The 24,368-nt window shown below is 60.6% G+C and carries 25 protein-coding genes and 1 pseudogene; 14 read left to right on the forward strand and 12 right to left on the reverse strand.

The window, feature by feature from the left end; translation table 11 throughout:
• Positions 1-61: 61 nt before the first annotated feature.
• Together HXW87_RS02790 and dadA are read right to left on the reverse strand one after the other, a co-directional pair.
• On the reverse strand, positions 62-415 hold the full coding sequence (locus HXW87_RS02790; protein WP_041071962.1) for a RidA family protein: 354 nt from the start codon (positions 413-415) through the stop codon (positions 62-64).
• Complete coding sequence (dadA, locus tag HXW87_RS02795; protein ID WP_025112723.1) at positions 387-1,691, reverse strand: D-amino acid dehydrogenase; 1,305 nt, start codon at positions 1,689-1,691, stop codon at positions 387-389. Before dadA ends, HXW87_RS02790 begins: the two co-directional genes overlap by 29 nt.
• A 156-nt stretch (positions 1,692-1,847) precedes the next feature.
• Between dadA and HXW87_RS02800 the strand changes: the two genes are divergently transcribed.
• Positions 1,848-2,336, forward strand: coding sequence for an Lrp/AsnC ligand binding domain-containing protein (locus HXW87_RS02800; RefSeq protein ID WP_003177284.1), 489 nt, complete (start codon positions 1,848-1,850; stop codon positions 2,334-2,336).
• Between the two features lie 110 nt (positions 2,337-2,446).
• Here the strand turns inward: HXW87_RS02800 and HXW87_RS02805 are convergent, their stop codons facing one another.
• Positions 2,447-2,800, reverse strand: coding sequence for a YkgJ family cysteine cluster protein (locus tag HXW87_RS02805; protein ID WP_047297503.1), 354 nt, complete (start codon positions 2,798-2,800; stop codon positions 2,447-2,449).
• Positions 2,801-2,947: 147 nt separating this feature from the next.
• On the opposite strand from HXW87_RS02805, the gene HXW87_RS02810 reads away from it, so the two are divergent.
• A complete protein-coding gene (locus HXW87_RS02810; protein ID WP_239778405.1) occupies positions 2,948-4,258 on the forward strand; it encodes an FAD-binding oxidoreductase in 1,311 nt (436 codons plus the stop codon).
• 114 nt (positions 4,259-4,372) lie between these two features.
• Here HXW87_RS02810 and HXW87_RS02815 read toward each other — a convergent pair whose 3' ends face one another.
• Positions 4,373-4,618, reverse strand: a complete 246-nt coding sequence (locus tag HXW87_RS02815; RefSeq protein ID WP_131670735.1) for a DUF1127 domain-containing protein — start codon at positions 4,616-4,618, stop codon at positions 4,373-4,375.
• A gap of 179 nt (positions 4,619-4,797) precedes the next feature.
• On the opposite strand from HXW87_RS02815, the gene HXW87_RS02820 reads away from it, so the two are divergent.
• Together HXW87_RS02820 and HXW87_RS02825 are read left to right on the forward strand one after the other, a co-directional pair.
• Positions 4,798-6,219, forward strand: coding sequence for a PLP-dependent aminotransferase family protein (locus HXW87_RS02820; protein ID WP_047297271.1), 1,422 nt, complete (start codon positions 4,798-4,800; stop codon positions 6,217-6,219).
• Between the two features lie 60 nt (positions 6,220-6,279).
• Positions 6,280-7,848, forward strand: a complete 1,569-nt coding sequence (locus tag HXW87_RS02825) for a phospholipase D family protein (RefSeq protein WP_182403011.1) — start codon at positions 6,280-6,282, stop codon at positions 7,846-7,848.
• A gap of 90 nt (positions 7,849-7,938) precedes the next feature.
• Here the strand turns inward: HXW87_RS02825 and HXW87_RS02830 are convergent, their stop codons facing one another.
• Both HXW87_RS02830 and HXW87_RS02835 read right to left on the reverse strand, forming a co-directional pair.
• Complete coding sequence (locus tag HXW87_RS02830) at positions 7,939-9,081, reverse strand: MFS transporter (protein ID WP_239778406.1); 1,143 nt, start codon at positions 9,079-9,081, stop codon at positions 7,939-7,941.
• 245 nt (positions 9,082-9,326) lie between these two features.
• A complete protein-coding gene (locus HXW87_RS02835) occupies positions 9,327-10,820 on the reverse strand; it encodes an aldehyde dehydrogenase (RefSeq protein WP_041071948.1) in 1,494 nt (497 codons plus the stop codon).
• Positions 10,821-11,054: 234 nt separating this feature from the next.
• Between HXW87_RS02835 and HXW87_RS02840 the strand changes: the two genes are divergently transcribed.
• Positions 11,055-11,417, forward strand: a complete 363-nt coding sequence (locus tag HXW87_RS02840; protein ID WP_041071946.1) for a cupin domain-containing protein — start codon at positions 11,055-11,057, stop codon at positions 11,415-11,417.
• 207 nt (positions 11,418-11,624) lie between these two features.
• Here HXW87_RS02840 and rpmG read toward each other — a convergent pair whose 3' ends face one another.
• Positions 11,625-11,780, reverse strand: a complete 156-nt coding sequence (gene rpmG, locus HXW87_RS02845) for a 50S ribosomal protein L33 (RefSeq protein ID WP_003177274.1) — start codon at positions 11,778-11,780, stop codon at positions 11,625-11,627.
• Between the two features lie 11 nt (positions 11,781-11,791).
• Entirely contained in the window at positions 11,792-12,025 is a 234-nt protein-coding gene (gene rpmB, locus HXW87_RS02850; protein ID WP_003229474.1) for a 50S ribosomal protein L28, read from the reverse strand.
• A gap of 447 nt (positions 12,026-12,472) precedes the next feature.
• Between rpmB and HXW87_RS02855 the strand changes: the two genes are divergently transcribed.
• Positions 12,473-14,059 carry an ABC transporter substrate-binding protein gene (locus tag HXW87_RS02855; protein WP_239778407.1) on the forward strand — a complete coding sequence of 529 codons (1,587 nt, stop codon included), beginning with the start codon at positions 12,473-12,475 and terminating at the stop codon, positions 14,057-14,059.
• 112 nt (positions 14,060-14,171) lie between these two features.
• Here the strand turns inward: HXW87_RS02855 and radC are convergent, their stop codons facing one another.
• Positions 14,172-14,846: a DNA repair protein RadC gene (gene radC, locus HXW87_RS02860; RefSeq protein WP_239778408.1), complete on the reverse strand. Its 675-nt coding sequence runs from the start codon at positions 14,844-14,846 to the stop codon at positions 14,172-14,174.
• Between the two features lie 133 nt (positions 14,847-14,979).
• Between radC and coaBC the strand changes: the two genes are divergently transcribed.
• From coaBC to argB, 4 genes and pseudogenes are all read left to right on the forward strand, one after another.
• Positions 14,980-16,188, forward strand: a complete 1,209-nt coding sequence (gene coaBC, locus HXW87_RS02865) for a bifunctional phosphopantothenoylcysteine decarboxylase/phosphopantothenate--cysteine ligase CoaBC (RefSeq protein ID WP_182403026.1) — start codon at positions 14,980-14,982, stop codon at positions 16,186-16,188.
• Between the two features lie 5 nt (positions 16,189-16,193).
• The gene (gene dut, locus HXW87_RS02870) at positions 16,194-16,649 is read left to right on the forward strand and encodes a dUTP diphosphatase (protein WP_003229483.1); all 456 of its coding nucleotides are present in this window, start codon (positions 16,194-16,196) and stop codon (positions 16,647-16,649) included.
• Between the two features lie 307 nt (positions 16,650-16,956).
• A pseudogene (locus HXW87_RS02875) lies at positions 16,957-18,354 on the forward strand (phosphomannomutase/phosphoglucomutase); the annotation flags it as partial.
• A gap of 17 nt (positions 18,355-18,371) precedes the next feature.
• The gene (gene argB, locus HXW87_RS02880) at positions 18,372-19,277 is read left to right on the forward strand and encodes an acetylglutamate kinase (RefSeq protein WP_003229488.1); all 906 of its coding nucleotides are present in this window, start codon (positions 18,372-18,374) and stop codon (positions 19,275-19,277) included.
• A gap of 175 nt (positions 19,278-19,452) precedes the next feature.
• Here argB and pyrE read toward each other — a convergent pair whose 3' ends face one another.
• Positions 19,453-20,097, reverse strand: a complete 645-nt coding sequence (pyrE, locus tag HXW87_RS02885) for an orotate phosphoribosyltransferase (RefSeq protein ID WP_041071932.1) — start codon at positions 20,095-20,097, stop codon at positions 19,453-19,455.
• A gap of 82 nt (positions 20,098-20,179) precedes the next feature.
• On the opposite strand from pyrE, the gene HXW87_RS02890 reads away from it, so the two are divergent.
• On the forward strand, positions 20,180-20,959 hold the full coding sequence (locus HXW87_RS02890; RefSeq protein WP_003229491.1) for an exodeoxyribonuclease III: 780 nt from the start codon (positions 20,180-20,182) through the stop codon (positions 20,957-20,959).
• Positions 20,960-21,040: 81 nt separating this feature from the next.
• Here the strand turns inward: HXW87_RS02890 and HXW87_RS02895 are convergent, their stop codons facing one another.
• Together HXW87_RS02895 and rph are read right to left on the reverse strand one after the other, a co-directional pair.
• Entirely contained in the window at positions 21,041-21,409 is a 369-nt protein-coding gene (locus HXW87_RS02895) for a DUF4870 domain-containing protein (RefSeq protein ID WP_003229492.1), read from the reverse strand.
• 29 nt (positions 21,410-21,438) lie between these two features.
• On the reverse strand, positions 21,439-22,161 hold the full coding sequence (gene rph / locus HXW87_RS02900; RefSeq protein WP_027610407.1) for a ribonuclease PH: 723 nt from the start codon (positions 22,159-22,161) through the stop codon (positions 21,439-21,441).
• 270 nt (positions 22,162-22,431) lie between these two features.
• Here rph and HXW87_RS02905 point away from each other — a divergent pair, with 270 nt between their 5' ends.
• The 3 genes from HXW87_RS02905 to rpoZ all read left to right on the forward strand — a co-directional run bounded on the left by HXW87_RS02905 (position 22,432) and on the right by rpoZ (position 24,357).
• Positions 22,432-23,295, forward strand: a complete 864-nt coding sequence (locus tag HXW87_RS02905; protein ID WP_182403028.1) for a YicC/YloC family endoribonuclease — start codon at positions 22,432-22,434, stop codon at positions 23,293-23,295.
• A gap of 10 nt (positions 23,296-23,305) precedes the next feature.
• A complete protein-coding gene (gmk, locus tag HXW87_RS02910; protein ID WP_041071927.1) occupies positions 23,306-23,926 on the forward strand; it encodes a guanylate kinase in 621 nt (206 codons plus the stop codon).
• A 167-nt stretch (positions 23,927-24,093) separates the two neighbouring features.
• Positions 24,094-24,357, forward strand: a complete 264-nt coding sequence (rpoZ, locus tag HXW87_RS02915) for a DNA-directed RNA polymerase subunit omega (RefSeq protein WP_008030604.1) — start codon at positions 24,094-24,096, stop codon at positions 24,355-24,357.
• The last annotated feature ends 11 nt before the right edge of the window (positions 24,358-24,368 follow it).

Raw genomic sequence — 24,368 nt, forward strand, 5'->3', positions numbered from 1 at the left:
AACCGGCGCTGGCTGACGGCGTGAACCGCCAACAGCGCCGGGAGAGGGATCTTTGAAACGGTTACGGCAACGCGGCGACGATGGAAATCTCGACCAGGATGCTCGGCTTGGCCATCTTCGCTTCGACGGTGGCGCGGGCCGGGGCGGCGCCTTTGGGCAGCCACTGATCCCACACCGAGTTCATCCCGGCAAAGTGCGCCTCGATGTCGTTCAGGTAGATCGTCGCCGACAGCAGATGCTGCTTGTCAGTCCCTGCCAGATCCAGCAAACGCTCGATGTTGGCGAGCACGTCGCGGGTCTGCTGTTCGACCCCGGCGTTGAAGTCATCGCCGACCTGACCGGCCAGATACACGGTGCCGTTGTGGGTAACGATCTGACTCATGCGCTCATTGGTGAGCTGGCGCTGGATTGCCATGTTTTGCGGACTCCTGAGGCTTGTTGCCGTAACGGGAAATATCGAGGCCTTCGGCGCTGATCTGCGGCTTTTTCTTCGCCATCAGATCGGCCAGCAAACGACCGGAACCACACGCCATGGTCCAACCCAGGGTGCCGTGACCGGTGTTGAGGAACAGGTTCTTGAACGGTGTGGCACCCACGATTGGTGTACCGTCCGGCGTGGTCGGACGCAAACCGGTCCAGAAGCTCGCCTCGGCCAGATTGCCGCCCTGAGGATAAAGGTCGTTGACGATCATCTCCAGGGTTTCGCGCCGACGCGGGTTGAGCGACAGGTCAAAACCGGCGATTTCCGCCATGCCGCCGACGCGGATGCGGTTGTCGAAACGGGTGATCGCGACCTTGTAGGTCTCGTCGAGAATGGTCGAAGTCGGGGCCATGTCCGGGTTGGTGATCGGCACGGTCAGCGAGTAGCCCTTGAGCGGATACACCGGGGCCTTGATGCCCAGCGGCTTGAGCAACTGCGGCGAGTAGCTGCCGAGGGCCAGCACATAGCGGTCGGCGGTTTCCAGCTTGCCGTCGATCCACACGCCGTTGATGCGGTCGCCAGCGTAGTCGAGGCGCTGGATGTCCTGACCGAAGCGGAATTCCACACCGAGTTTCACGGCCATTTCCGCCAGACGCGTGGTGAACATCTGGCAGTCGCCCGTCTGGTCGTTCGGCAGACGCAAGGCGCCGGCGAGGATATCGGTGACATTGGCCAGCGCCGGCTCGACGCGGGCAATGCCGGCGCGGTCGAGGACTTCAAACGGCACGCCGGATTCTTTCAACACGGCGATGTCTTTGGCGGCGCCATCCAGCTGCGCCTGGGTGCGGAACAGTTGCGTGGTGCCGAGGCTGCGGCCTTCGTAGGCGATGCCGGTTTCGGCGCGCAGTTCGTCGAGGCAGTCGCGGCTGTACTCGGACAGACGCACCATGCGCTCCTTGTTCACCGCGTAACGGCTGGCAGTGCAGTTGCGCAGCATCTGCGCCATCCACAGGTACTGGTCAATGTCAGCGGTGGCCTTGATCGCCAGCGGCGCGTGGCGCTGCAGCAGCCATTTGATGGCCTTGAGCGGCACGCCCGGCGCGGCCCACGGCGAGGCATAACCCGGCGACACCTGGCCGGCGTTGGCGAAACTGGTCTCCATGGCCACGGCTGGCTGCCGGTCGACCACCACCACTTCAAACCCGGCACGGGCCAGATAGTAAGCACTGGCGGTACCGATGACGCCGCTACCCAAGACCATTACGCGCATTTTTGTATCCCTCATCGCGGCAGGGCCGCGTACGTCTGTTGTTAGAGCAATGATGCGCGCAGTGTAAAAAAGAATGGCCAGTGCATTTCACTATATAAGCGCCTATATTTGGCGACAATTCTCGGCAAAAACCCTTTTCACGGAGGCGCATCCCCTATGCGTACCAACACTCAGACCAAACGTGAGCTGGACAAGATCGACCGCAACATCTTGCGGATCCTGCAGGCAGACGGGCGCATATCGTTTACCGAACTCGGGGAGAAGGTCGGTTTGTCCACCACGCCGTGCACTGAGCGGGTGCGACGGCTGGAGCGTGAGGGGATCATCATGGGCTACAACGCCCGCCTGAATCCGCAGCACTTGAAGGGTAGCCTGCTGGTGTTCGTCGAGATCAGCCTCGACTACAAATCCGGCGACACGTTCGAGGAGTTCCGCCGCGCGGTGCTGAAGCTGCCGCACGTGCTGGAATGCCACCTGGTGTCAGGGGATTTCGACTATCTGGTGAAGGCGCGGATTTCCGAGATGGCCTCGTACCGCAAACTGCTGGGCGACATTCTGTTGAAACTGCCGCATGTGCGTGAGTCCAAAAGCTATATCGTGATGGAAGAGGTGAAGGAGAGCCTGAGCCTGCCGATTCCGGACTGAAGATTGGCATCGCTCCATTCGCGAGCAGGCTCGCTCCCACAGGGGAATGCATTTCAAATGTGGGAGCGAGCCTGCTCGCGAAGGCGTCAGCTCGGTTGCGAGTGAACCCGCTAAACCAGCACCTGCCGGTTCGAAGCCATGTACTCGAAGATCTGCTTTTCCACCCGTGGATGAATCAGCTCCACCGGCCCGCGCCCGTTCGGGCACGGCAGGGTTTTGGTGGTACCGAACAAGCGACAAATCAACGGCCGCTCGCCATACACCGTGCAACCATTGGACCCCAGGTGCACACAGTTCAGCTCTTCCATCGCCGCATCCTGCTCGGCGCGGGTCTTGCGCGGCAGTCGCGACATCTCTTCCGGCGAGGTCGTCACCGGCCCGCAGCAATCGTGACAGCCCGGCACGCAGTCGAACGTGGGGATCTGCTGACGCAGGTCGCGAAGGGTCTGGCGATTGCAACTCATCGAAACGGTAACCCACATGAAATAGGCGGCAATTGTGCCGCAAAAGCCGTGATCCAGACAGCAACGGCCGACCAGTGTTGCCGGCCTTCGGCGGTGCGGCTTATGCTCCGTCAAATTTTCTCGACACTCAGCCGTTGGATGATGCCCATGAATGCCCGCGCCCGAACCTTCGCGAGCCAACCCCACGTTGCCTCTTACTACGCCGCCAGCAGCCTTCCGCAGCCTGACCATCCGGCGCTGCAAGGCGAGCTGACGGCGGACGTGTGCGTGGTCGGCGGCGGCTTCTCCGGGCTGAACACCGCGCTGGAGCTGGCAGAACGCGGCCTCAGCGTGGTGTTGCTGGAAGCGCACCGGATCGGCTGGGGCGCCAGTGGCCGCAACGGCGGACAGTTGATTCGCGGGGTCGGCCACGGTCTCGAACAGTTCAGCAACGTCATCGGCGCTGACGGTGTACGCCAGATGAAACTGATGGGCCTGGAAGCAGTTGAAATCGTCCGCCAGCGCGTCGAGCGCTTTCAGATCCCTTGCGATCTGACCTGGGGCTATTGCGACCTCGCCAACAAACCGGCCGATCTCGAAGGCTTTGCCGAAGACGCCGAAGAACTGCGCAGCCTCGGCTATCGCTACCAAACCCGCCTGCTGCAAGCGGATGAAATGCACACCGTGGTCGGCTCCAAACGCTATGTCGGCGGCTTGATCGACATGGGTTCCGGGCATTTGCACCCGCTGAACCTGGCGCTGGGTGAAGCCGCTGCCGCACAGCAATTGGGTGTGAAGCTGTTCGAGCAATCGGCGGTGACGCGGATCGATTACGGCACCGAAGTTCGCGTCCACACCGCTCAAGGTTCAGTGCGGGCGAAAACCCTGGTGCTGGGCTGCAACGCTTACCTCAACGACCTCAATCCGCAACTCAGCGGCAAAGTGCTCCCGGCCGGCAGCTACATCATCGCCACCGAACCGTTGAGCGAAACCCAGGCGCACAGCCTGCTGCCGCAAAACATGGCGGTCTGCGACCAGCGGGTGGCGCTGGATTACTACCGGCTCTCGGCGGATCGGCGCCTGCTGTTCGGCGGTGCCTGCCATTATTCCGGGCGTGATCCGAAGGACATCGGCGCCTACATGCAACCGAAGATGCTCGAAGTGTTTCCACAACTGGCAGGCGTGAAGATCGACTATCAATGGGGCGGGATGATCGGCATCGGTGCCAACCGGCTGCCGCAGATTGGCCGACTCAAAGACCAGCCGAACGTGTATTACGCCCAAGCCTATTCCGGGCACGGGGTTAATGCCACGCACTTGGCCGGCAAGCTGCTGGCCGAGGCGATCAGCGGGCAGCACAGCGGCGGCTTTGAACTGTTTGCCAAGGTGCCGCACATCACTTTCCCCGGCGGCAAGCATTTGCGTTCGCCGTTGCTGGCGTTGGGGATGTTGTGGCATCGGCTCAAAGAGTTGGTCTGAAAGCCGCTGCCCCTGTAGGAGCTGCCGCAGGCTGCGATCTTCTGCTCTTCAAAAATAAAGTCAAAAGATCGCAGCCTGCGGCAGCTCCTACAGGGGAATGCATTCCAAATCAGGTTACAGCCGCCAGAACGGCTTCAACCCCTCCTCCTGCGCCTGCTCCCGGGTCAGCCCAATATCTTTGAGCTGCTCCGGCGTCAGGTTCAAAAGCGCCTTGCGCGTGTGCAGACGATGCCAGAACAGGCCCCAGCGACTCAGGCCGGACGGCGCGTTGCGCATGGCGCTATTCCATGCGCTGTCCTCCTGCCCTGCCGCCAGTTCCTGACTGTGTAACGTCAGCCGCACATCGCTCAAGCCGTTCATTTTTGTCGCTCCTGTTTACTTGGGTAGCCAGAGATTCCATGATGCGCGGGTCGGCAAAAGCATTACAGATTCAACACATCTGTATTAATCCCATACAGATTTGCCGTTTCTGCGTCTGAATCACCGATTTTTGCTGCATCTGTACTGGTTTAACGAATCACCTGCATCGAGGCAGTGCCATGACCCTGTATGTGAACCTCGCCGAGCTGCTCGGCACCCGCATCGAACAAGGCTTCTACCGTCCCGGTGATCGCCTGCCTTCGGTGCGCGCCCTGAGCGTAGAACACGGGGTCAGCCTGAGCACCGTGCAGCAGGCCTATCGCATGCTTGAAGACAGCGGCCTGGCAACGCCGAAACCCAAGTCCGGCTACTTTGTGCCGGTCGGTCGCGAGCTGCCGGAGCTGCCTGCCGTTGGCCGTCCGGCGCAGCGGCCGGTGGAGATTTCGCAGTGGGATCAAGTGCTGGAGCTGATTCGCGCGGTACCGCGCAAGGACGTGGTTCAACTGGGTCGCGGCATGCCCGACGTGACCACGCCCACCCTGAAACCACTGCTGCGCGGGCTGGCGCGGATCAGCCGCCGGCAGGACATGCCCGGGCTGTATTACGACAACATCCACGGCACCCTCGAACTGCGCGAACAGATCGCCCGACTGATGCTCGATTCCGGCTGCCAGTTGAGCGCCAGCGATCTGGTGATCACCACCGGTTGCCACGAAGCGCTGTCCACCAGCATCCACGCGATCTGCGAGCCGGGCGATATCGTCGCGGTGGATTCGCCGAGCTTCCACGGCGCCATGCAGACCCTCAAAGGGCTGGGCATGAAAGCCCTGGAAATCCCCACCGATCCATTGACCGGCATCAGCCTCGAAGCGCTGGAACTGGCGCTGGAGCAGTGGCCGATCAAGGTCATCCAGATCACCCCCAACTGCAACAACCCGCTGGGCTACATCATGCCGGAGTCGCGCAAACGCGCGTTGTTGACGCTGGCGCAGCGTTTCGATGTGGCGATCATCGAGGACGACGTGTATGGCGAACTGGCTTACACCTACCCGCGACCGCGCACGATCAAATCCTTCGACGAGGATGGTCGCGTGCTGCTGTGCAGTTCGTTTTCCAAGACTCTGGCGCCGGGGCTGCGCATCGGTTGGGTCGCGCCGGGACGGTATCTGGAACGGGTGCTGCACATGAAATACATCAGCACCGGTTCCACCGCGCCGCAGCCGCAGATTGCCATCGCAGAATTTCTCAAGTCCGGGCACTTCGAACCGCATTTGCGGCGGATGCGCACGCAATACCAGCGTAATCGCGACATCATGATCGACTGGGTCACTCGCTATTTTCCGCCCGGCACCCGCGCCAGCCGTCCACAGGGCAGCTTCATGCTCTGGGTCGAATTGCCGGAGGGTTTCGATACGCTGAAACTCAATCGTGCGTTGCATGACCAAGGCGTACAGATCGCCGTGGGCAGCATCTTTTCCGCCTCGGGCAAGTACCGCAATTGCCTGCGAATGAACTACGCTGCCAAACCGACACCGCAGATCGAAGAAGCGGTGCGCAAGGTCGGTGCAGCGGCGATCAAACTACTGGCCGAAGCCGACTGACCTTTTTCGAGTGATCAGCGTCCATATGCCGACCTTTGCAGCCGACCGGAACGTTCCTACGTGAGCTTCAGACAGCCCCTACTCGCTTTGCTGATGTTCGCCTCGCTCCTGAGCGGCTGCGCCAGCTTTGATGTACCCCGTGAGCCGAGCCAGGCCTTGCCTGCGTCGAAGTCCAGCTTCGGCCGCTCGATCCAGGCCCAGGCCGCGCCCTATCAGGGCCGTTCCGGCTTCCGCTTGCTGTCCAACAGCACTGAAGCGTTCACCGCGCGCGCCGAGCTGATCCGCAATGCGCAAACCAGCCTCGACTTGCAGTACTACATCGTTCACGACGGTGTCAGCACGCGGATGCTGGTGGAAGAACTGCTCAAGGCTGCCGACCGCGGCGTGCGCGTACGCATCCTGCTCGATGACACCACCAGCGACGGTCTGGACACGATCATCGCCACGCTGGCGGCGCACCCACAAATCCAGATTCGCCTGTTCAACCCGCTGCACCTGGGTCGCAGCACCGGCGTGACCCGCGCAGCCGGACGCCTGTTCAACCTGTCGCTGCAACACCGGCGCATGCACAACAAACTGTTTCTGGCCGACAACAGCGTGGCCATCGTCGGCGGGCGCAATCTGGGCGACGAGTACTTCGATGCCGAGCCGAACCTGAATTTCACCGACATCGACATGCTCAGCGTGGGCCCGGTGGCCGAACAGCTCGGGCACAGTTTTGACCAGTACTGGAACAGCGCGCTGAGCAAGCCGATCGACGAATTCCTCTCCAGCAAACCGAGCATCAAAGACCTGCAAAACACCCGCACGCGCCTGGAAGAATCGCTGGATGAAACCCGCAAACAGAACCACGCGCTGTATCAACAGTTGATGACGTTCAAGACCGCGCCACGCATGGATATCTGGCGCAAGGAACTGATCTGGGCCTGGAACCAGGCACTGTGGGACGCGCCAAGCAAGGTGCTAGCCAAGGACGAGCCGGATCCGCAACTGCTGCTGACCACGCAACTGGCGCCGGAACTGCGCGGCGTCAGCAAAGAGTTGATCATGATTTCGGCGTACTTCGTGCCCGGCCAGCCGGGGCTGGTGTACCTGACCGGACGCGCCGACGCCGGGGTCTCGGTGAGCCTGCTGACCAATTCGCTGCAAGCCACCGATGTGCCGGCGGTGCACGGAGGTTATGCGCCGTATCGCAAGGCGTTGCTGGAACACGGTGTGAAACTGTATGAACTGCGCCGTCAGCCCGGGGACAACTATGGCAGCGGTCCGCATTTGTTTTACAGCAAGTCGTTCCGCGGCTCGGACTCCAGCCTGCACAGCAAGGCGATGATTTTCGATCGACAGAAAGCGTTCATCGGCTCGTTCAACTTCGATCCGCGCTCAGTGTTGTGGAACACCGAAGTCGGGGTGCTGGTGGACAGCCCGGAGCTGGCCGGACACGTGCGCGAACTGGCGCTGCAAGGCATGGCGCCAGCCCTGAGTTATCAGGCGAAATTGCAGGATGGGAAGATTGTCTGGGTGACCGAGGACAACGGTCAGATGCACACGCTGACCCAGGAACCCGGGAGCTGGTGGCGGCGCTTCAATGCGTGGTTCAGCACCACGGTGGGCCTGGAACGGATGCTTTAAAAAGCAAAAGATCGCAGCCTGCGGCAGCTCCTGGAGTGGAGGAATGCGATTTCCCTGCAGGGGGCTGCCGCAGGCTGCGATCTTTTGACCTTAAGCCGTCTGCACCGTCCCGAATGCACCTTGACGCATCAGCAGAATCACCAACCCGAACGCCCCCGCCGCCATCAACAATGGCAACGCATGCCCGCTGATCCACTGGCTGCCCGCTCCCGCGAGCAAAGGCCCGATCAGACAGCCCACACCCCACAGCTGCGCAATGTGCGCATTGGCTCGCACCAGCGCATCGTCGCGATAACGCTCGCCGATCAGGATCAGTGACAAGGTGAACAGGCCACCGGCACTGGCCCCGAACAACACCCACAACGGCCAGATCAGCAGCGTGTCGATCAACAGCGGAATCGCCAGGCTCGACAGCATCAGGATCACCGCGCATCCGGTAAACAACGTGCGCCGCGACAGGTAGTCTGCCAACGCGCCAATCGGCAGTTGCAACAGCGCGTCGCCGACCACCACGGTGCTGACCATCGCCAGCGCAATCTCGGCAGTGAAGCCCTGCTGCAGGCAATACACCGGCAGCAGCGTGAGGATCATCGCCTCGAACGCGGCGAACAACGACACCGCCCAGGCAATCGCCGGCAACTCGCGGGCAAATCCCCAGAGATCGCCGAAGGTCACACTGCTGGCTTCACTGCTCGGCGCCCCGCTGCGGCCCATCAACAGAAAAGGCGAAATCGTCAGCAGCCCGACGCCGACCCAGAATCCATAATCATGCTCAGTACCCAACGCCCCCAGAAGCAATGGACCAGACAGTTGGCTCAATGCATAACTGCTGCCATACAGAGCGACCAGTCGCCCGCGCCAGTTTTCGACGACCAGTTGGTTGATCCAGCTTTCGCCAAGGATGAACACGATGGTCAGGATCACCCCGATCATCAGGCGCAATACCAGCCAGACCGGATAACTCGGCAGCAGCGCCAGCAGGCCAATCGACAACGCGCCGGCCCACAGGCACAGGCGCATCAGGTTGGCTGTGCCGAAACGCGCCGCCAGATGACTGGAAATCTTCGCGCCCAGCAATACGCCAATTGCCGGCATCGCCGCCATCACACCGATGGCGAAAGAGCCATAGCCCCACCCCTCCAGACGCAACGACACCAGCGGCATGCTGACCCCCAGGGCCAGACCGACACTCAAGACAGACGCCAACACGGCGAAATACGTCGCCCAACGCATGGTCCACGCTCCTGTGGATTATTTTTATGTACACCACAAAACCAAATGTGGGAGCAAACCCTGTGGTGAGGGGATTCATCTCCGACAGGTCGCGCAGCGACCTCAAAACCTGCACCATCAAATGCACTGGTTTTGCGACTGCTTCGCAGCCGATCGGGGATAAATCCCCTCAGCACAGAGACTTGCTCCCACAGGGATCTCTGCTCGATTCGGGAGCCTGATTCACTCAGGCTCCCGTCAACGATTTACAGCTTGATCCACGTCGCCTTCAGTTCGGTGTACTTGTCGAATGCATGCAACGACTTGTCACGACCGTTGCCTGACTGCTTGAAGCCGCCGAACGGTGCGGTCATGTCGCCGCCGTCATACTGGTTGACCCACACGCTACCGGCGCGCAGCGCTTTGGCGGTCAGGTGCGCTTTGGAGATGTCCTGGGTCCAGACTGCTGCGGCCAGGCCATACGGCGTATCGTTGGCGATCTGGATCGCCTCTTCGGCGGTGTCGAAAGCAATGACCGACAGCACCGGGCCGAAGATCTCTTCCTGAGCGATCTTCATCGCGTTGCTCACGCCGTCGAAAATCGTCGGCTCGACGTAAGTGCCACCGGTTTCCTGGAGGATGCGCTTGCCGCCAGCGACCAGTTTGGCGCCGTCGCTGTGACCGGATTCGATGTACGACAGCACGGTGTTCATCTGCTGGGTATCGACCAGCGCACCAACGTTGGTCGCCGGATCCAGCGGGTTGCCCGGCTTCCAGGTTTTCAGCGCCTCGATCACCATCGGCAGGAATTTGTCCTTGATCGAACGCTCGACCAGCAGACGCGAACCGGCGGTGCAGACCTCGCCCTGGTTGAAGGCAATGGCGCTGGCGGCGGATTCGGCAGCGGCTTGCAGGTCCGGCGCATCAGCGAAGACGATGTTCGGGCTCTTGCCGCCGGCTTCCAGCCACACGCGCTTCATGTTCGATTCGCCGGAGTAGATCATCAACTGCTTGGCGATTTTGGTCGAACCAGTGAACACCAGCGTGTCGACATCGTTGTGCAACGCCAGCGCCTTGCCAACGGTGTGGCCGTAGCCCGGCAGCACGTTGAGCACGCCTTTCGGAATGCCGGCCTCAACCGCCAGCGCAGCGATGCGGATGGCAGTCAGCGGGGATTTTTCAGACGGCTTGAGGATCACCGAGTTACCGGTCGACAACGCCGGGCCGAGTTTCCAGCAGGCCATCATCAGCGGGAAGTTCCACGGCACGATGGCGCCGACCACGCCGACCGGCTCGCGGGTCACCAGACCCAGTTGATCGTGCGGAGTGGCGGCGACTTCGTCGTAGATCTTGTCGATCGCCTCGCCGCTCCAGCTCAGGGCCTGCGCCGCGCCGGGCACGTCGATGTACAGCGAATCACTGATCGGCTTGCCCATGTCGAGGGTTTCGAGCAGCGCCAGTTCTTCGGCGTGCTGCTTGAGCAGGCCGGCGAAACGAATCATGGTGGCTTTGCGTTTGGTCGGTGCCAGGCGCGACCAGACGCCGGAATTGAAGGTGGCGCGAGCGTTTTCCACAGCGCGCTGAGCGTCGGCGGCGTCACAGCTGGCGATCTTGCCCAGCAGACGGCCATCGACCGGGCTGATGCACTCGAAAGTCTCGCCAGAAACGGCGTCGGTGTATTCACCGTTGAGGTAGGCGCGGCCTTCGATCTTCAGGTCGCGGGCGCGTTGTTCCCAATCGGCACGAGTCAGGGTGGTCATTCGAGTGTCCTCCTCTTGTTGAATAGAGCGCCGCGTTCTTCGCGGTCGTCTTCAGGAATGCTGCCCGGCCAGCCTGCTTTTCGGCCCAAGGCACCCGCCACCCTAAACCAGCGGCCGGGTTTGTTTCAATATATTTGACATAAGCGCGCCATACGACCTTGCGGTGTTCATTTTAATAAACATAGACTTTGGCACTTTCAAGTCACCGCGCCGTCATCACGGGAGAAAACAACAATGAACATCCAGAACGTCGTCGACATCAGCCTGACCACCAGCGCAGCCGAACGCTATCGCCCGGACCCGGCCAAAGTGCTCAAGGGCGATCCCGAGCAAGCGGTGTTCAACCAGTACGACAGCCCTTGCGGGCAAATGGGTGTCGGCGTGTGGGAAGGCGCGGTTGGCCAATGGACGGTGAACTACACCGAGCACGAATATTGCGAAATCCTGCAGGGAGTTTCGGTGCTGCGTGACAGCGATGGCAATGCCAAGACCTTGCGCGTGGGTGACCGCTTTGTGATTCCAGCCGGCTTCCGTGGCACCTGGGAAGTGCTGGAGGCTTGCCGCAAGGTCTATGTGATCTTTGAACAGAAGGCTTGAGGACTTTCGCTGACTGCTCCGGCCCTTTCGCTGGCAAGCCAGTTCCCACAGGTTTTGTGGTTAACACCAATATTGTGAACACCGGTAATCACTGTGGGAGCTGGCTTGCCAGCGATGAGGCCCGGCCTGACACCGCAGAAATCCGAGGCAACAAAAAAGGCCCGTATCGTGAGATACGGGCCTTTTTCGTAAGTCGGGAAAAATCAATTACTTGATTTTGCCTTCCTTGTAGATCACGTGCTTGCGAACAACCGGATCATATTTCTTGATCTCGATTTTGTCCGGGGTAGTACGCTTGTTCTTGTCGGTAGTGTAGAAGTGACCAGTACCGGCGCTCGAAATCAAACGAATCAATTCACGCATGATTAGCTCCCTTAAATCTTGCCGTCGCGACGCAGCTCGGCCAGCACAACGCTGATGCCACGCTTGTCGATGATACGCATGCCTTTGGCGGAAACGCGCAGGCGTACGAAACGTTTCTCTTCTTCAACCCAGAAGCGGTGATGCTGCAGGTTCGGCAGGAAACGACGACGGGTTTTGTTGTTTGCGTGGGAAATGTTATTCCCGGTTACCGGACCCTTACCGGTAACTTGACATACTCTCGACATGCCTCAGCCCTCTAAAACCACATGCCCAACCCGGCATGGGTTGGCCGCTTAATCTCTCAGTCATTTGGCGCCAGGCGCCGCGTTTCTTTAGAGGTCTTACCGGCTACACCTACAGTGAAGGAACCGGGCCCCTAGAAAAGAGCGCTGCTTTATACCAGAAAGACCGGGGTGCAACAACAATGGATGTGCAATCGACCGGTAAAAACGCGCATTTTCCGGCTGCGGACGCTTTGGATAAAGGCTGAGGCGCGTTTTGACCACTCGTCGCAGAAAACCGCTCTAAAAGAGGTTCCCGACTTTTCCTCGTGCACCGTGGTCTGAAAAACACCACTGTCCCGGCCCGAAAAATGCAAAAAGGGGATAGTCATTTGCAATCCAGCCCTCTAGGGTAACCCTTTTCCAGACTGCACCTGCAGATGGGCCTTCGATCTGTAAAGGAAGCCGACCATGCGCCTCGCTGCCCTACCCCTGTTGCTCGCCCCGCTTCTGCTGAGCCCCCTGGCCCAGGCTGCCGCCCTGAGCGTGTGCACCGAGGCCAGCCCTGAAGGGTTCGACGTGGTGCAATACAACTCGCTGACCACCACCAATGCCTCGGCCGACGTACTGATGAACCGCCTGGTGGACTTCGACACCGCCAGCGGCAAAGTCGTGCCAAGCCTGGCCGACAGCTGGGAAGTCAGCCCCGATGGCCTGAGTTACGTGTTCAAGCTGCACCCGCAGGTGAAGTTTCACAGCACTGACTATTTCAAGCCGACCCGCACCCTGAGCGCCGAAGACGTCAAGTTCAGCTTCGACCGCATGCTCGACCCGGCCAACCCATGGCACAAAGTGGCGCAAAGCGGCTTCCCGCACGCCCAGTCCATGCAGTTGCCGACGCTGATCAAGAAGATCGACGCACTCGACCCGCTGACCGTGCGCTTTACCCTCGACCACCCGGATTCGACGTTTCTCGCGACGCTGAGCATGGGCTTCGCCTCCATCTATTCCGCCGAATATGCGGACAAGCTGCTCAAGGCCGACGCCACCGACAAGCTCAACAGCCAACCGATCGGCACCGGTCCGTTCGTGTTCACGCGCTTCCAGAAAGACGCCTCGGTGCGCTACAAGGCCAACCCGGACTATTTTGGCGGCAAGCCTGCGGTCGATCCGCTGATCTTCGCCATCACCCCGGACGCCAACGTGCGCCTGCAAAAACTGCGGCGCAACGAGTGCCAGATCGCTCTGTCGCCAAAACCGCTGGACGTGAAGGCCGCACAGGAAGAACCAACGCTGAAAGTGGAAAAGACTGACGCGTTCATGACCGCTTTCGTCGGCATCAACAGCCAGCATCCACCGCTCGACAAACCGGAAGTGCGCCAGGCGATCAACCTCGCCTTCGACAAAGCCAACTACGTCAAAGCCGTGTTCGAAGACACTGCCGAACCCGCCAACGGCCCTTACCCGCCGAACACCTGGAGCTACGCGAAGAACCTGCCGGGCTATCCGCACGACGTGGCCAAAGCCAAGACGCTGCTGGCCAAGGCCGGACTCAAGGACGGCTTCCAGACCACCATCTGGACGCGTCCGTCCGGCAGCCTGCTCAACCCGAACCCGAGCCTGGGCGCACAGTTGCTGCAATCGGACCTGGCGGAAATCGGCATTCAGGCGGAAATCCGCGTGATCGAGTGGGGCGAACTGATCCGCCGCGCCAAGGCTGGCGAGCATGACCTGCTGTTCATGGGCTGGGCTGGCGACAACGGCGACCCGGACAACTTCCTCACGCCGCAGTTTTCCTGCGCAGCGGTCAAGTCCGGCACCAACTTCGCCCGCTACTGCAATGCCGACCTGGACAAGCTGATCAGCGCCGGCAAGACCACCAGCGAACAGGGCGTGCGCACCAAACTCTACGAGCAGGCGCAGGCGCAGATTCAGCAGCAGGCGCTGTGGTTGCCACTGGCCCACCCGACCGCCTATGCGCTAACGCGTAAAGACGTTCAGGGTTACTCCGTCAGCCCGTTTGGGCGGCAGGACTACTCTAAGGTCAACCTCAAATAACCCACCACAGCACAATCCCCCTGTAGGAGCTGCCGGAGGCTGCGATCTTTTGATTTTGTTTTTCAGATCAAAAGATCGCAGCCTCCGGCAGCTCCTACAGAGGGTAGGCCGGCTACATCCAGCGACACTCCGCCATCGACAGCGGTTCGCCATCGCCGACAATAAAGTGATCGAGCACCCGCACATCAATCAGATCCAGAGCCTTCTGCAAACGCTTGGTCAGTTGCCGATCCGCCTGGCTCGGATCGCTGTTCCCCGATGGATGGTTGTGGCAGAGAATCACCGCCGCCGCGTTGTTGGCCAATGAGCGCTTCACCACTTCCCGGGGATGCACGCTGGTATTGTCGATCGAGCCGCGAAATAGCGCCTCGAACGTCAGCACTTGATGCTTGGAATCAAGAAACAGGCAGCCAAACACCTCGTGGGGCTCATGGCGCAGCATGGATTTGAGGTAATCCCGAACAGCCTGTGGATTCTCCAGTGCCGGCTCTCTACGTGAGCGCTCGGCCAGATACCGGCGGTTCATTTCTTGGGCAGCCTGCAACTGCGCAAACTTTGCGGGCCCCAGCCCCAACTGTTTGCTGAATGCTTCCTGATCGGCCTCAAGCAACAAACGCAGGCTGCCGAACTGATTCAACAAGTGTCGCGCCAGGTCCACTGCGCTTTTTCCAGCGACTCCCGTACGCAAAAAAATCGCCAGTAACTCGGCGTCTGAAAGGCTCGCAGGGCCCTGTTCCAACAACCTTTCTCGCGGCCGCTCCGCCGCCGGCCAATCGCGAATACTCATACACGTTCCTTGTCTGTGGGCGCCGCTGTTCCGTAGCGGTCGCTGTGATATCGTAGCCCATCTTTTTTGCGGGCGAATTCACCCTGGGGAGGGGGTTTCGCCACGTATCAACCACGAAATGAAAGGCAGACCTATGCAGCGGCTGTATCGGAAACGCATCGTTCTGGGCGTCGGCGGCGGCATTGCGGCCTACAAGAGCGCCGATCTGGTTCGTCGCCTGATCGACCAGGGCGCCGAAGTGCGCGTGGTCATGACCCATGGCGGCGCCGAGTTCATTACCCCGCTGACCATGCAAGCGCTGTCCGGGCACCCGGTTCACCTCGACTTGCTCGACCCGGCCGCCGAAGCGGCGATGGGCCACATCGAGCTGGCCAAGTGGGCCGATCTGGTATTGATCGCCCCGGCCACCGCCGACCTGATCGCCCGTCTGGCCCAGGGCATCGCCAACGATTTGCTGACCACGCTGGTTCTTGCTACCGACGCCGTAGTGGCCGTCGCGCCGGCAATGAACCAGGCCATGTGGCGCGATCCGGCGACCCAAGCCAACCTGCAACTGCTTGAAAGCCGTGGCCTGAAGACCTTTGGCCCGGCCTCCGGCAGTCAGGCTTGCGGCGACGTCGGCATGGGCCGGATGATGGAAGCCACCGATCTGGCGCAGTGTGCGGCGGACTGCTTCCAGCGTCAGGCACTGACCGGCAAGCACGTAGTGATCACCGCCGGCCCGACCCAGGAAAACATCGACCCGGTGCGCTACATCACCAACCACAGCTCCGGGAAAATGGGCTTTGCCCTCGCCGAAGCCGCGGTGGAAGCCGGCGCCCGCGTGACGCTGATCAGCGGCCCGGTACACCTGCCAACGCCGGATCGCGTCACGCGCATCGACGTGGTCAGTGCGCGGGACATGCTCGCGGCCTGCGAAGCCGCGATCCCGTGTGACGTGTTTATCGCCTCGGCTGCGGTAGCGGACTACCGTCCGGAAGTCGTTGCCCCGCAAAAACTCAAGAAAGACCCTACAAGCGGCGACGGCTTCGTCCTGCAAATGGTGCGTAACCCGGACATCCTGGCCACCATCGCGACCCGTCCCGACCGTCCGTTCAGTGTCGGCTTCGCCGCCGAGACCGAACACCTGCTCGACTACGCTGCACGCAAGCTGAAAGACAAGAATCTCGATTTGATCGTCGCCAACGACGTGGCCAATCCGAGCATCGGGTTCAACAGCGAAGAAAACGCCTGCAGCGTGATCGACCGTGAGCTTCACGCCACCGTTTTCGCCCAGACCAGCAAGGGCAAGATCGCTCGCCAACTGGTCACTTTTATCGCCGAACGTCTGAACCAGGTTTAATTTACATGCACGCTTTGCAAGCCAAGATCCTCGACCCCCGCATCGGTACCGAATTCCCGCTGCCACAATACGCCACCCCGGGCTCCGCCGGCCTCGACCTGCGCGCCATGCTGGAGCAGGACATCGTGATCAAGCCGGGTGAAACCGTGCTGATCCCTACCGGTCTGTCGGTCTACATCGGCGACCCGAACCTCGCCGCGCTGATCCTGCCGCGCTCGGGCATGGGCCACAAGCACGGCATCGTGCTGGGCAACCTCGTCGGCCTGATCGACTCGGACTACCAGGGCCCGCTGATGGTGTCCTGCTGGAACCGTGGCCAGAGCGACTTCACCATGACCGTCGGCGAGCGCCTGGCGCAACTGGTGCTGGTGCCGGTAGTACAGGCGCACTTCGAAATGGTGGAAGAGTTCGTCGAAACCGAGCGCGGCGCGGGCGGCTTCGGTCATACCGGCACTAAATAACCCTGAAACATTATTGTGGCGAGGGGATTTATCCCCGATGGGCTGCGAAGCGGCCCCAAGACTTTTGGATCTGTTGCGCAGCCATCGGGGATAAATCCCCTCACCACAAATTTGTGCATTTTCGACAGCAGGTTTTAACACCGAAAATCAAGGTTTTGCCGGCCAAAAGCCACGCCAGCCGAGGCGTCATGGCCCTTTCACACCACGAACTCTCTGTGGAAAACGCCGTCATACCCTTCAGTTTGAGCCTGCCGCCGAGTGAATCGTCGGTCTGTCCCGCCCTTTTCGAGATGGAGCATTTGTGCAGATGAGCACCCCAGCCAAGATCGCCCCGAAGCTTCCCGACAGCATCTTCCGTGCCTACGACATTCGCGGCACCGTGCCGGAATTCCTCAATACTGAAACCGCTTATTGGATCGGCCGCGCCATCGGCTCGCAGAGCCTGGCCCAGGGCGAACCGAACGTGTCGGTCGGTCGTGACGGTCGCCTGTCCGGCCCGGAGCTGGTTGCCGAACTGATCCGCGGTATCGCCGAAAGCGGCTGCCATGTCAGCGACGTTGGCCTGGTTCCGACCCCGGCGCTGTACTACGCGGCGAACGTGCTGGCCGGCAAGTCTGGCGTAATGCTCACCGGCAGCCACAACCCGTCGAACTACAACGGCTTCAAGATCGTGATCGCCGGCGACACCCTCGCCAACGAGCAGATCCAGGTGCTGCACGAGCGCATCAAGACCAATGACCTGACCAGCGGTCAGGGCAGCGTGACCCAGGTCGAAATCCTCGACCGCTACACCACTGAAATCGTCAAGGACGTCAAACTGGCCCGACGCCTGAAAGTCGTGGTCGACTGCGGCAACGGTGCGGCTGGCGTGATCGCCCCGCAACTGATCGAAGCGCTGAACTGCGAAGTCATTCCGCTGTTCTGCGAAGTCGACGGCAACTTCCCCAACCACCACCCGGACCCGGGCAAACCCGAGAACCTCGTCGACCTGATCGCCAAGGTCAAGGAAACCAACGCCGATCTCGGCCTGGCCTTCGACGGCGACGGCGACCGTGTCGGCGTGGTGACCAACACCGGCAGCATCGTCTACCCGGATCGCCTGCTGATGCTGTTTGCCCGCGACGTGGTGGCGCGCAATCCCGATGCGGAAATCATCTTCGACGTCAAATGCACCCGCCGTCTGGTGCCGCTGATCAAGGAGTACGGCGGTCGCCCGCTAATGTGGAAGACCGGTCATTCGTTGATCAAAAAGAAAATGAAACAATCCGGCGCTCTATTGGCCGGCGAGATGAGCGGGCACATCTTCTTCAAGGAGCGCTGGTTCGGTTTCGACGACGGTATTTACAGCGCCGCACGGCTGCTGGAGATCCTCAGCAAGGAAAAATCCACCGCCGAAGAGCTGTTTGCGACCTTCCCGAACGATATTTCTACGCCGGAAATCAATATCCATGTGACCGAAGAGAGCAAATTCAGCATCATTGATGCACTGCACGACGCACAGTGGGGTCCAGGCGCTGACCTGACCACCATCGACGGCGTGCGAGTCGATTACGCCAAAGGCTGGGGCCTGGTGCGCGCCTCCAACACCACACCGGTGCTGGTGCTGCGTTTCGAGGCCGATGACGAGGCAGAACTTGCGCGTATCAAGGCGGTGTTCCACACCCAACTGAAACGCGTTGCACCTGATCTCCAACTACCGTTCTGATTCACCCGGAGCCCTGAATGACCCTCGAACGCGAAGCCGCCGCCCACACCGCCCAGGTCCTGTCCGAAGCGTTGCCTTACATCCGACGTTATGTCGGCAAGACTCTGGTGATCAAATACGGCGGCAACGCGATGGAAAGCGAGGAGCTGAAAACCGGCTTCGCCCGCGACATCGTCTTGATGAAAGCCGTGGGCATCAACCCGGTGGTGGTTCACGGCGGCGGCCCGCAGATCGGTGATCTGCTCAAACGCCTGTCGATCGAAAGCCACTTTGTCGATGGCATGCGCGTCACTGACGCGGCGACCATGGACGTGGTGGAAATGGTCCTCGGCGGTCAGGTCAACAAAAGCATCGTCAACCTGATCAACCGCCACGGTGGCAGCGCCATCGGCCTGACCGGTAAAGACGCCGGACTGATTCGTGCGAAGAAACTGACCGTCACCCGCCAGACTCCGGAGATGACCCAGCCGGAAATCATCGACATCGGTCAGGTCGGTGAAGTGGTCGGGATCAACACTGAACTGTTGAATCTGCTGGTCAAAGGCAACTTCATTCCGGTGATCGCGCCCATCGGCGTCGGTGAGAACGGCGAGTCGTACAACATCAACGCTGACCTGGTGGCCGGCAAGGTCGCCGAGGCGCTGAAAGCCGAGAAGCTGATGCTGCTGACCAACATCGCCGGCCTGATGGACAAGTCGGGCACTGTGTTGACCGGCCTGAGCACCCAGCAGGTCGACGACCTGATCGCCGACGGCACCATCTACGGCGGCATGCTGCCAAAGATCCGCTGTGCGCTGGAAGCGGTTCAGGGCGGCGTCGGCAGCTCGCTGATCATCGACGGTCGTGTGCCGAACGCGATCCTGCTGGAAATCTTCACCGATACCGGTGTGGGTACGCTGATCAGCAATCGCAAGCGTCCGTAAGCCGTCGCGGAAACCAAAAGACCCCGCTCAGCCTGACTGAGCGGGGTCTTTTTTATCATCGCAAACTTTGTGGGAGCGAGCTCGCTCGCGAAGACGGCGGCACATTCAACATTGATGCAAGCTGAATCACCGCATTCGCGAGCAAGCTCGCTCCCACAGGTTTGGCACCAGTCGGTCAGACGCCGAACTGGGCGCGGTACGCTTCCACAGCTGGCAGATGCTGCTTGAGCTGCGGATCGTCAGCGAGGAATTCCAGTACCTGATTCAGTGAAACGATGCTGATCACCGGAATACCGAAATCACGCTCGACTTCCTGGATTGCCGACAACTCGCCGTTGCCACGCTCCTGACGATTCAGGGCGATCAACACGCCAGCGGCCTTGGCGCCATCCTGGGAAGCGATGATCTGCATCACTTCACGGATCGCGGTGCCGGCGGTGATCACGTCGTCGATGATCAGCACGTCGCCGGTCAGCGGTGCGCCGACCAGACTGCCGCCTTCGCCGTGGGCCTTGGCTTCCTTGCGGTTGAAGCACCACGGCAGGTCACGGTCGTGATGTTCGGCCAGCGCGACGGCAGTGGTTGCCGCGAGCGGGATGCCTTTGTAGGCCGGGCCAAACAGGACGTCGAAAGATATGCCGCTTTCGGCGATGGCTGCCGCGTAGAAACGCCCCAGTTGCGCCAGGGCCGAGCCCGTGTTGAACAGGCCGGCGTTGAAGAAGTAAGGACTGGTGCGCCCGGACTTCAGGGTGAACTCACCGAAGCGCAAAACGCCGCGATCGATGGCAAAACGAATGAAATCGCGCTGATACGCTTGCATGAAAAAAACCCCAAATACCACGGATTTAGCTAATTAGCTTGACGCCGTGTATCATACACGCACGCGATTTTTGGGGCCATTTATGCGGATCATCAGTGTGAACGTCAATGGTATTCAGGCGGCAGTCGAGCGTGGTTTGCTCAGTTGGCTGCAAGCTCAGAATGCCGACGTCATCTGCCTGCAGGACACCCGTGCCTCCGCCTTTGAACTGGATGACCCAGCCTTCCAACTGGATGGCTACTTCCTTTATGCCTGCGATGCTGAAGTCCCTGCCCAAGGTGGCGTGGCTTTGTATTCGCGGTTGCAACCGAAGGCTGTCATCAGCGGTCTCGGTTTCGAGACGGCCGACCGCTACGGGCGCTACCTGCAAGCAGATTTCGACAAAGTCAGTATTGCTACCTTGCTGCTTCCTTCGGGAATGAACGGCGATGAGGACTTGAACCAGAAGTTCAAGCTCATGGACGATTTCGGCAAGTACCTGGACAAGCAGCGGCGCAAACGTCGCGAGTACATTTATTGTGGCTCGCTGTACGTGGCGCAGCAGAAGCTCGACATCAAGAACTGGCGCGACAGTCAGCAATCCCCGGGCTTCCTGGCGCCAGAACGCGCCTGGATGGACGAGATTGTCGGCAACATGGGCTACGTCGATGCCCTGCGCGAAGTCAGCCGCGAAGGCGATCAGTACAGCTGGTGGCCGGACAACGAACAGGCCGAGATGCTCAATCTGGGCTGGCGCTTCGATTACCAGTTGCTGACCCCGGGCCTGCGGCGCTTCGTGCGCAGTGCACGCCTGCCGCGTCAGCCGCGGTTCTCGCAGCACGCGCCGCTGATCGTCGACTACGACTGGACGCTGACCATCTAAGCGTCGATCGTGGATGCAAAAAAGCCGACATCGCTGTCGGCTTTTTTGTGCGCGCTGATTACAGGTCATTTGTGCTGATCGTTATTTGATCAACCGCCAGGTAAACGGATAGCGGTAGGGGAACCCTTCGTTCGCCTTCACCCCGGCAATGATCGTCAACACCAGCGCCCCGATGGCCAGCAGGCCCAACAGGAAGAAGCCGATGATCAGCACCATCAAAAGCAGACAGATCGCGGCAGCAATCGCCACGGTGATCTGAAAGTTCAGCGCCTCTTTGCCCTGAGCGTCGATGAACGGATCAGTTTCGCGCTTCATCTGCCACAGAATCAGCGGCCCGATCAGGTTGCCGAACGGAATCCAGATCCCCAGCAAGGCGGACAAGTGACAAAACATCGCCCATTGGCGAACCTCTTGGCTCGGTTTGGGCAGCAACTCTTGCTCATCACTCATCGCATCCTCCTTGCGGGTTACGAACCTGCTCAGTCGGCCAGTGCGGCCTTTTGCAGTTCGAAGATTTCGTTCATGCCTTTCTTCGCCAGTTCCAGCATGGCGTTCAGATCCTCAGGCTGGAACGGCGCGCCTTCGGCGGTGCCCTGGACTTCGATGAAGCCTCCAGTGCTGGTCATCACCACGTTGAGGTCGGTCTCGGCGGCGGAATCTTCAAGATAGTCCAGATCCAGCACCGGCTCGCCCTGATACATGCCGACCGACACCGCGCCGATCATTTGCTTGAGCGGGTCGCCGCCCTTGAGGCCGCCACGCTTCTTGATCACTTTCAGTGCATCAACCAGGGCGACCATGGCACCAGTGATGGAGGCGGTGCGGGTGCCGCCGTCAGCCTGGATCACGTCGCAGTCGACGTACAGGGTCACGTCGCCCAGCTTGGACATGTCCAGCGCAGCGCGCAGGGAGCGGCCGATCAGGCGCTGGATTTCCAGGGTGCGACCGCCCTGCTTGCCACGGCTCGCTTCACGCTGGTTACGCTCGCCAGTGGCACGCGGCAGCATGCCGTACTCGGCGGTCAACCAGCCCTGGCCCTGACCCTTGAGGAAACGCGGCACGCCGTTTTCGACGCTGACGGTGCAGATGACTTTGGTATCACCGAATTCGACCAGTACGGATCCCTCGGCGTGTTTGGTGTAGTTGCGGGTAATGCGGATCGAGCGGAGCTGATCGGCAGCGCGACCACTTGGACGTTTCATAGGGAATACCTGTACTGGGGACGGAAAACTGCCGAGCATTATAGAGCGCTGCACCGCGCCTGGGCACGGGTTAAAAATTCCGGCCGTCGACCCACGGCCCTGAAACACGCATAACCGACGGCCTGCAGCCCTTTGTCACACCGTGTGTTTGGGCGCATCCGCCGCACTGCGCTACAATCCTGCGCCTTTGCTGCCAGTCGGCTTAAATTCATTGATATCGAGCCTGCGGAACATCCCTTCTGCGCCGATCTGCATTGCGAGGTCACCGCCATGGTGCACAGCATGACCGCCTTCGCCCGCGTTGAGAAAGCCGGCGCCCAGGGCACCCTGAGCTGGGAACTGCGCTCGGTCAACAGTCGCTATCTGGAACCGCACCTGCGCCTGCCGGAGTCGTTCCGCGACCTCGAAGGCGCCGTGCGTGAAGCCCTGCGTCAGGGCCTGTCGCGGGGCAAACTGGAATGCACCCTGCGCTTCACCGAAGAAAGCACCGGCAAGCCGTTGCAGGTCGACCGCGAGCGCGCCGCGCAATTGGTCGCCGCCGCCGAGACCGTTGCCGGACTGATCAACAACCCGGCGGCACTGAACCCGCTGGAAGTACTGGCCTGGCCCGGCGTGCTGGTGGCCGACGCGACTGATCCACAGGCGCTGAATACCGATGCGCTGGCCCTGTTCAATCAAGGTCTCAAGGAACTCAAGGCCGGCCGCGAGCGCGAAGGCGCGGAGCTGGCACGCCTGATCAACGAGCGCCTGACCTCCATAGAAGAAGACGTCGTGACCCTGCGTGAACTGGTGCCGCAGATGCTCGCGACCCAGCGCCAGAAAGTCCTCGACCGCTTCGCCGACATGAAGGCCGAACTGGATCCGCAGCGTCTGGAACAGGAAATGGTCATGCTCGCGCAAAAGAGCGATGTGGCCGAAGAACTGGATCGCCTGAGCACCCACATCATTGAAGTCCGCCGGGTGCTCAAGTCCGGCGGTGCTGCTGGCCGGCGCCTCGACTTCCTGATGCAGGAACTCAACCGCGAAGCCAACACACTGGGCTCCAAGGCCTTCGACCCGCGCAGCACCCAGGCCGCCGTCAACCTCAAGGTGTTGATCGAGCAGATGCGCGAACAAGTGCAGAATATTGAGTAAGGCAACAGACATGACCCACCACACCGGCACCCTGTACATCATTTCCGCCCCTTCGGGTGCGGGCAAGAGCAGCCTGGTCAAGGCGTTGACCGACACCAACCCGGAAATCCGCGTCTCGATTTCACACACCACCCGCGCCATGCGCCCGGGCGAAGTGGATGGCGTGAACTATCACTTCGTGACCCGCGAAGAGTTCGTGAAGATGGGCGAACACGGCGACTTCCTCGAACGCGCCGAAGTCTTCGGCAACTTCTACGGCACCTCGCAAAGCCGCCTGCAGCAGACGCTGGATGAAGGCCACGACCTGATTCTGGAGATCGACTGGCAAGGCGCCGAGCAGGTCCGCAAGTTGATGCCGCAAGCCCGCTCGATCTTCATCCTGCCGCCGTCGCTGCAAGCCCTGCACCAGCGCCTGACCAACCGTGGCCAGGACAGCGACGAGATCATCGACGGCCGGATGCGCGAAGCAGTCAGCGAGATGAGCCACTACGTCGAATACGATTACCTGATCATCAACGATGATTTCGCCCACGCGCTGGACGATCTGAAAGCGATTTTCCGTGCCAATCAGCTGCAGCAGAAGCGCCAGCAAGTGCGTTTCGGCAGATTGCTGGCTGAATTGCTGGGTTAATCAGCACTTCCCAAAACCGCTGCAAGCGCTTTACATTGGTGCCTGCAGCGCGTTGAAGGGTCTGGTCAAAAAATCAGCGCTTCCCTAATCGCTGGTGATTTTTTAAACTGTTGAGTCCGCTCGCCCAACCGGGCAGCGCGCATATTGCATTCGCTCCGAGGAATACCATGGCCCGCGTAACCGTTGAAGACTGCCTAGAACACGTGGAAAACCGCTTTGAGCTGGTCATGCTCTCTACCAAGCGTGCCCGTCAACTGGCCACCGGCGGCAAAGAGCCACTGGTCCAGTGGGAAAACGACAAGCCGACCGTTGTCGCCCTGCGTGAAATCGCTGAAGGCCTGATGAGCTACGAGTTCATCGCCGAGCAGGAAATCGTCCAGGATGAACCGCTCTTCGCTGCTTTCGAGGACGAGTCCAACGAGGCCGTCTAAGCCTATGCCTG

The sequence above is a fragment of the Pseudomonas sp. Y5-11 genome (assembly GCF_022368695.1).
Classification (GTDB): domain Bacteria; phylum Pseudomonadota; class Gammaproteobacteria; order Pseudomonadales; family Pseudomonadaceae; genus Aquipseudomonas; species Aquipseudomonas parakoreensis.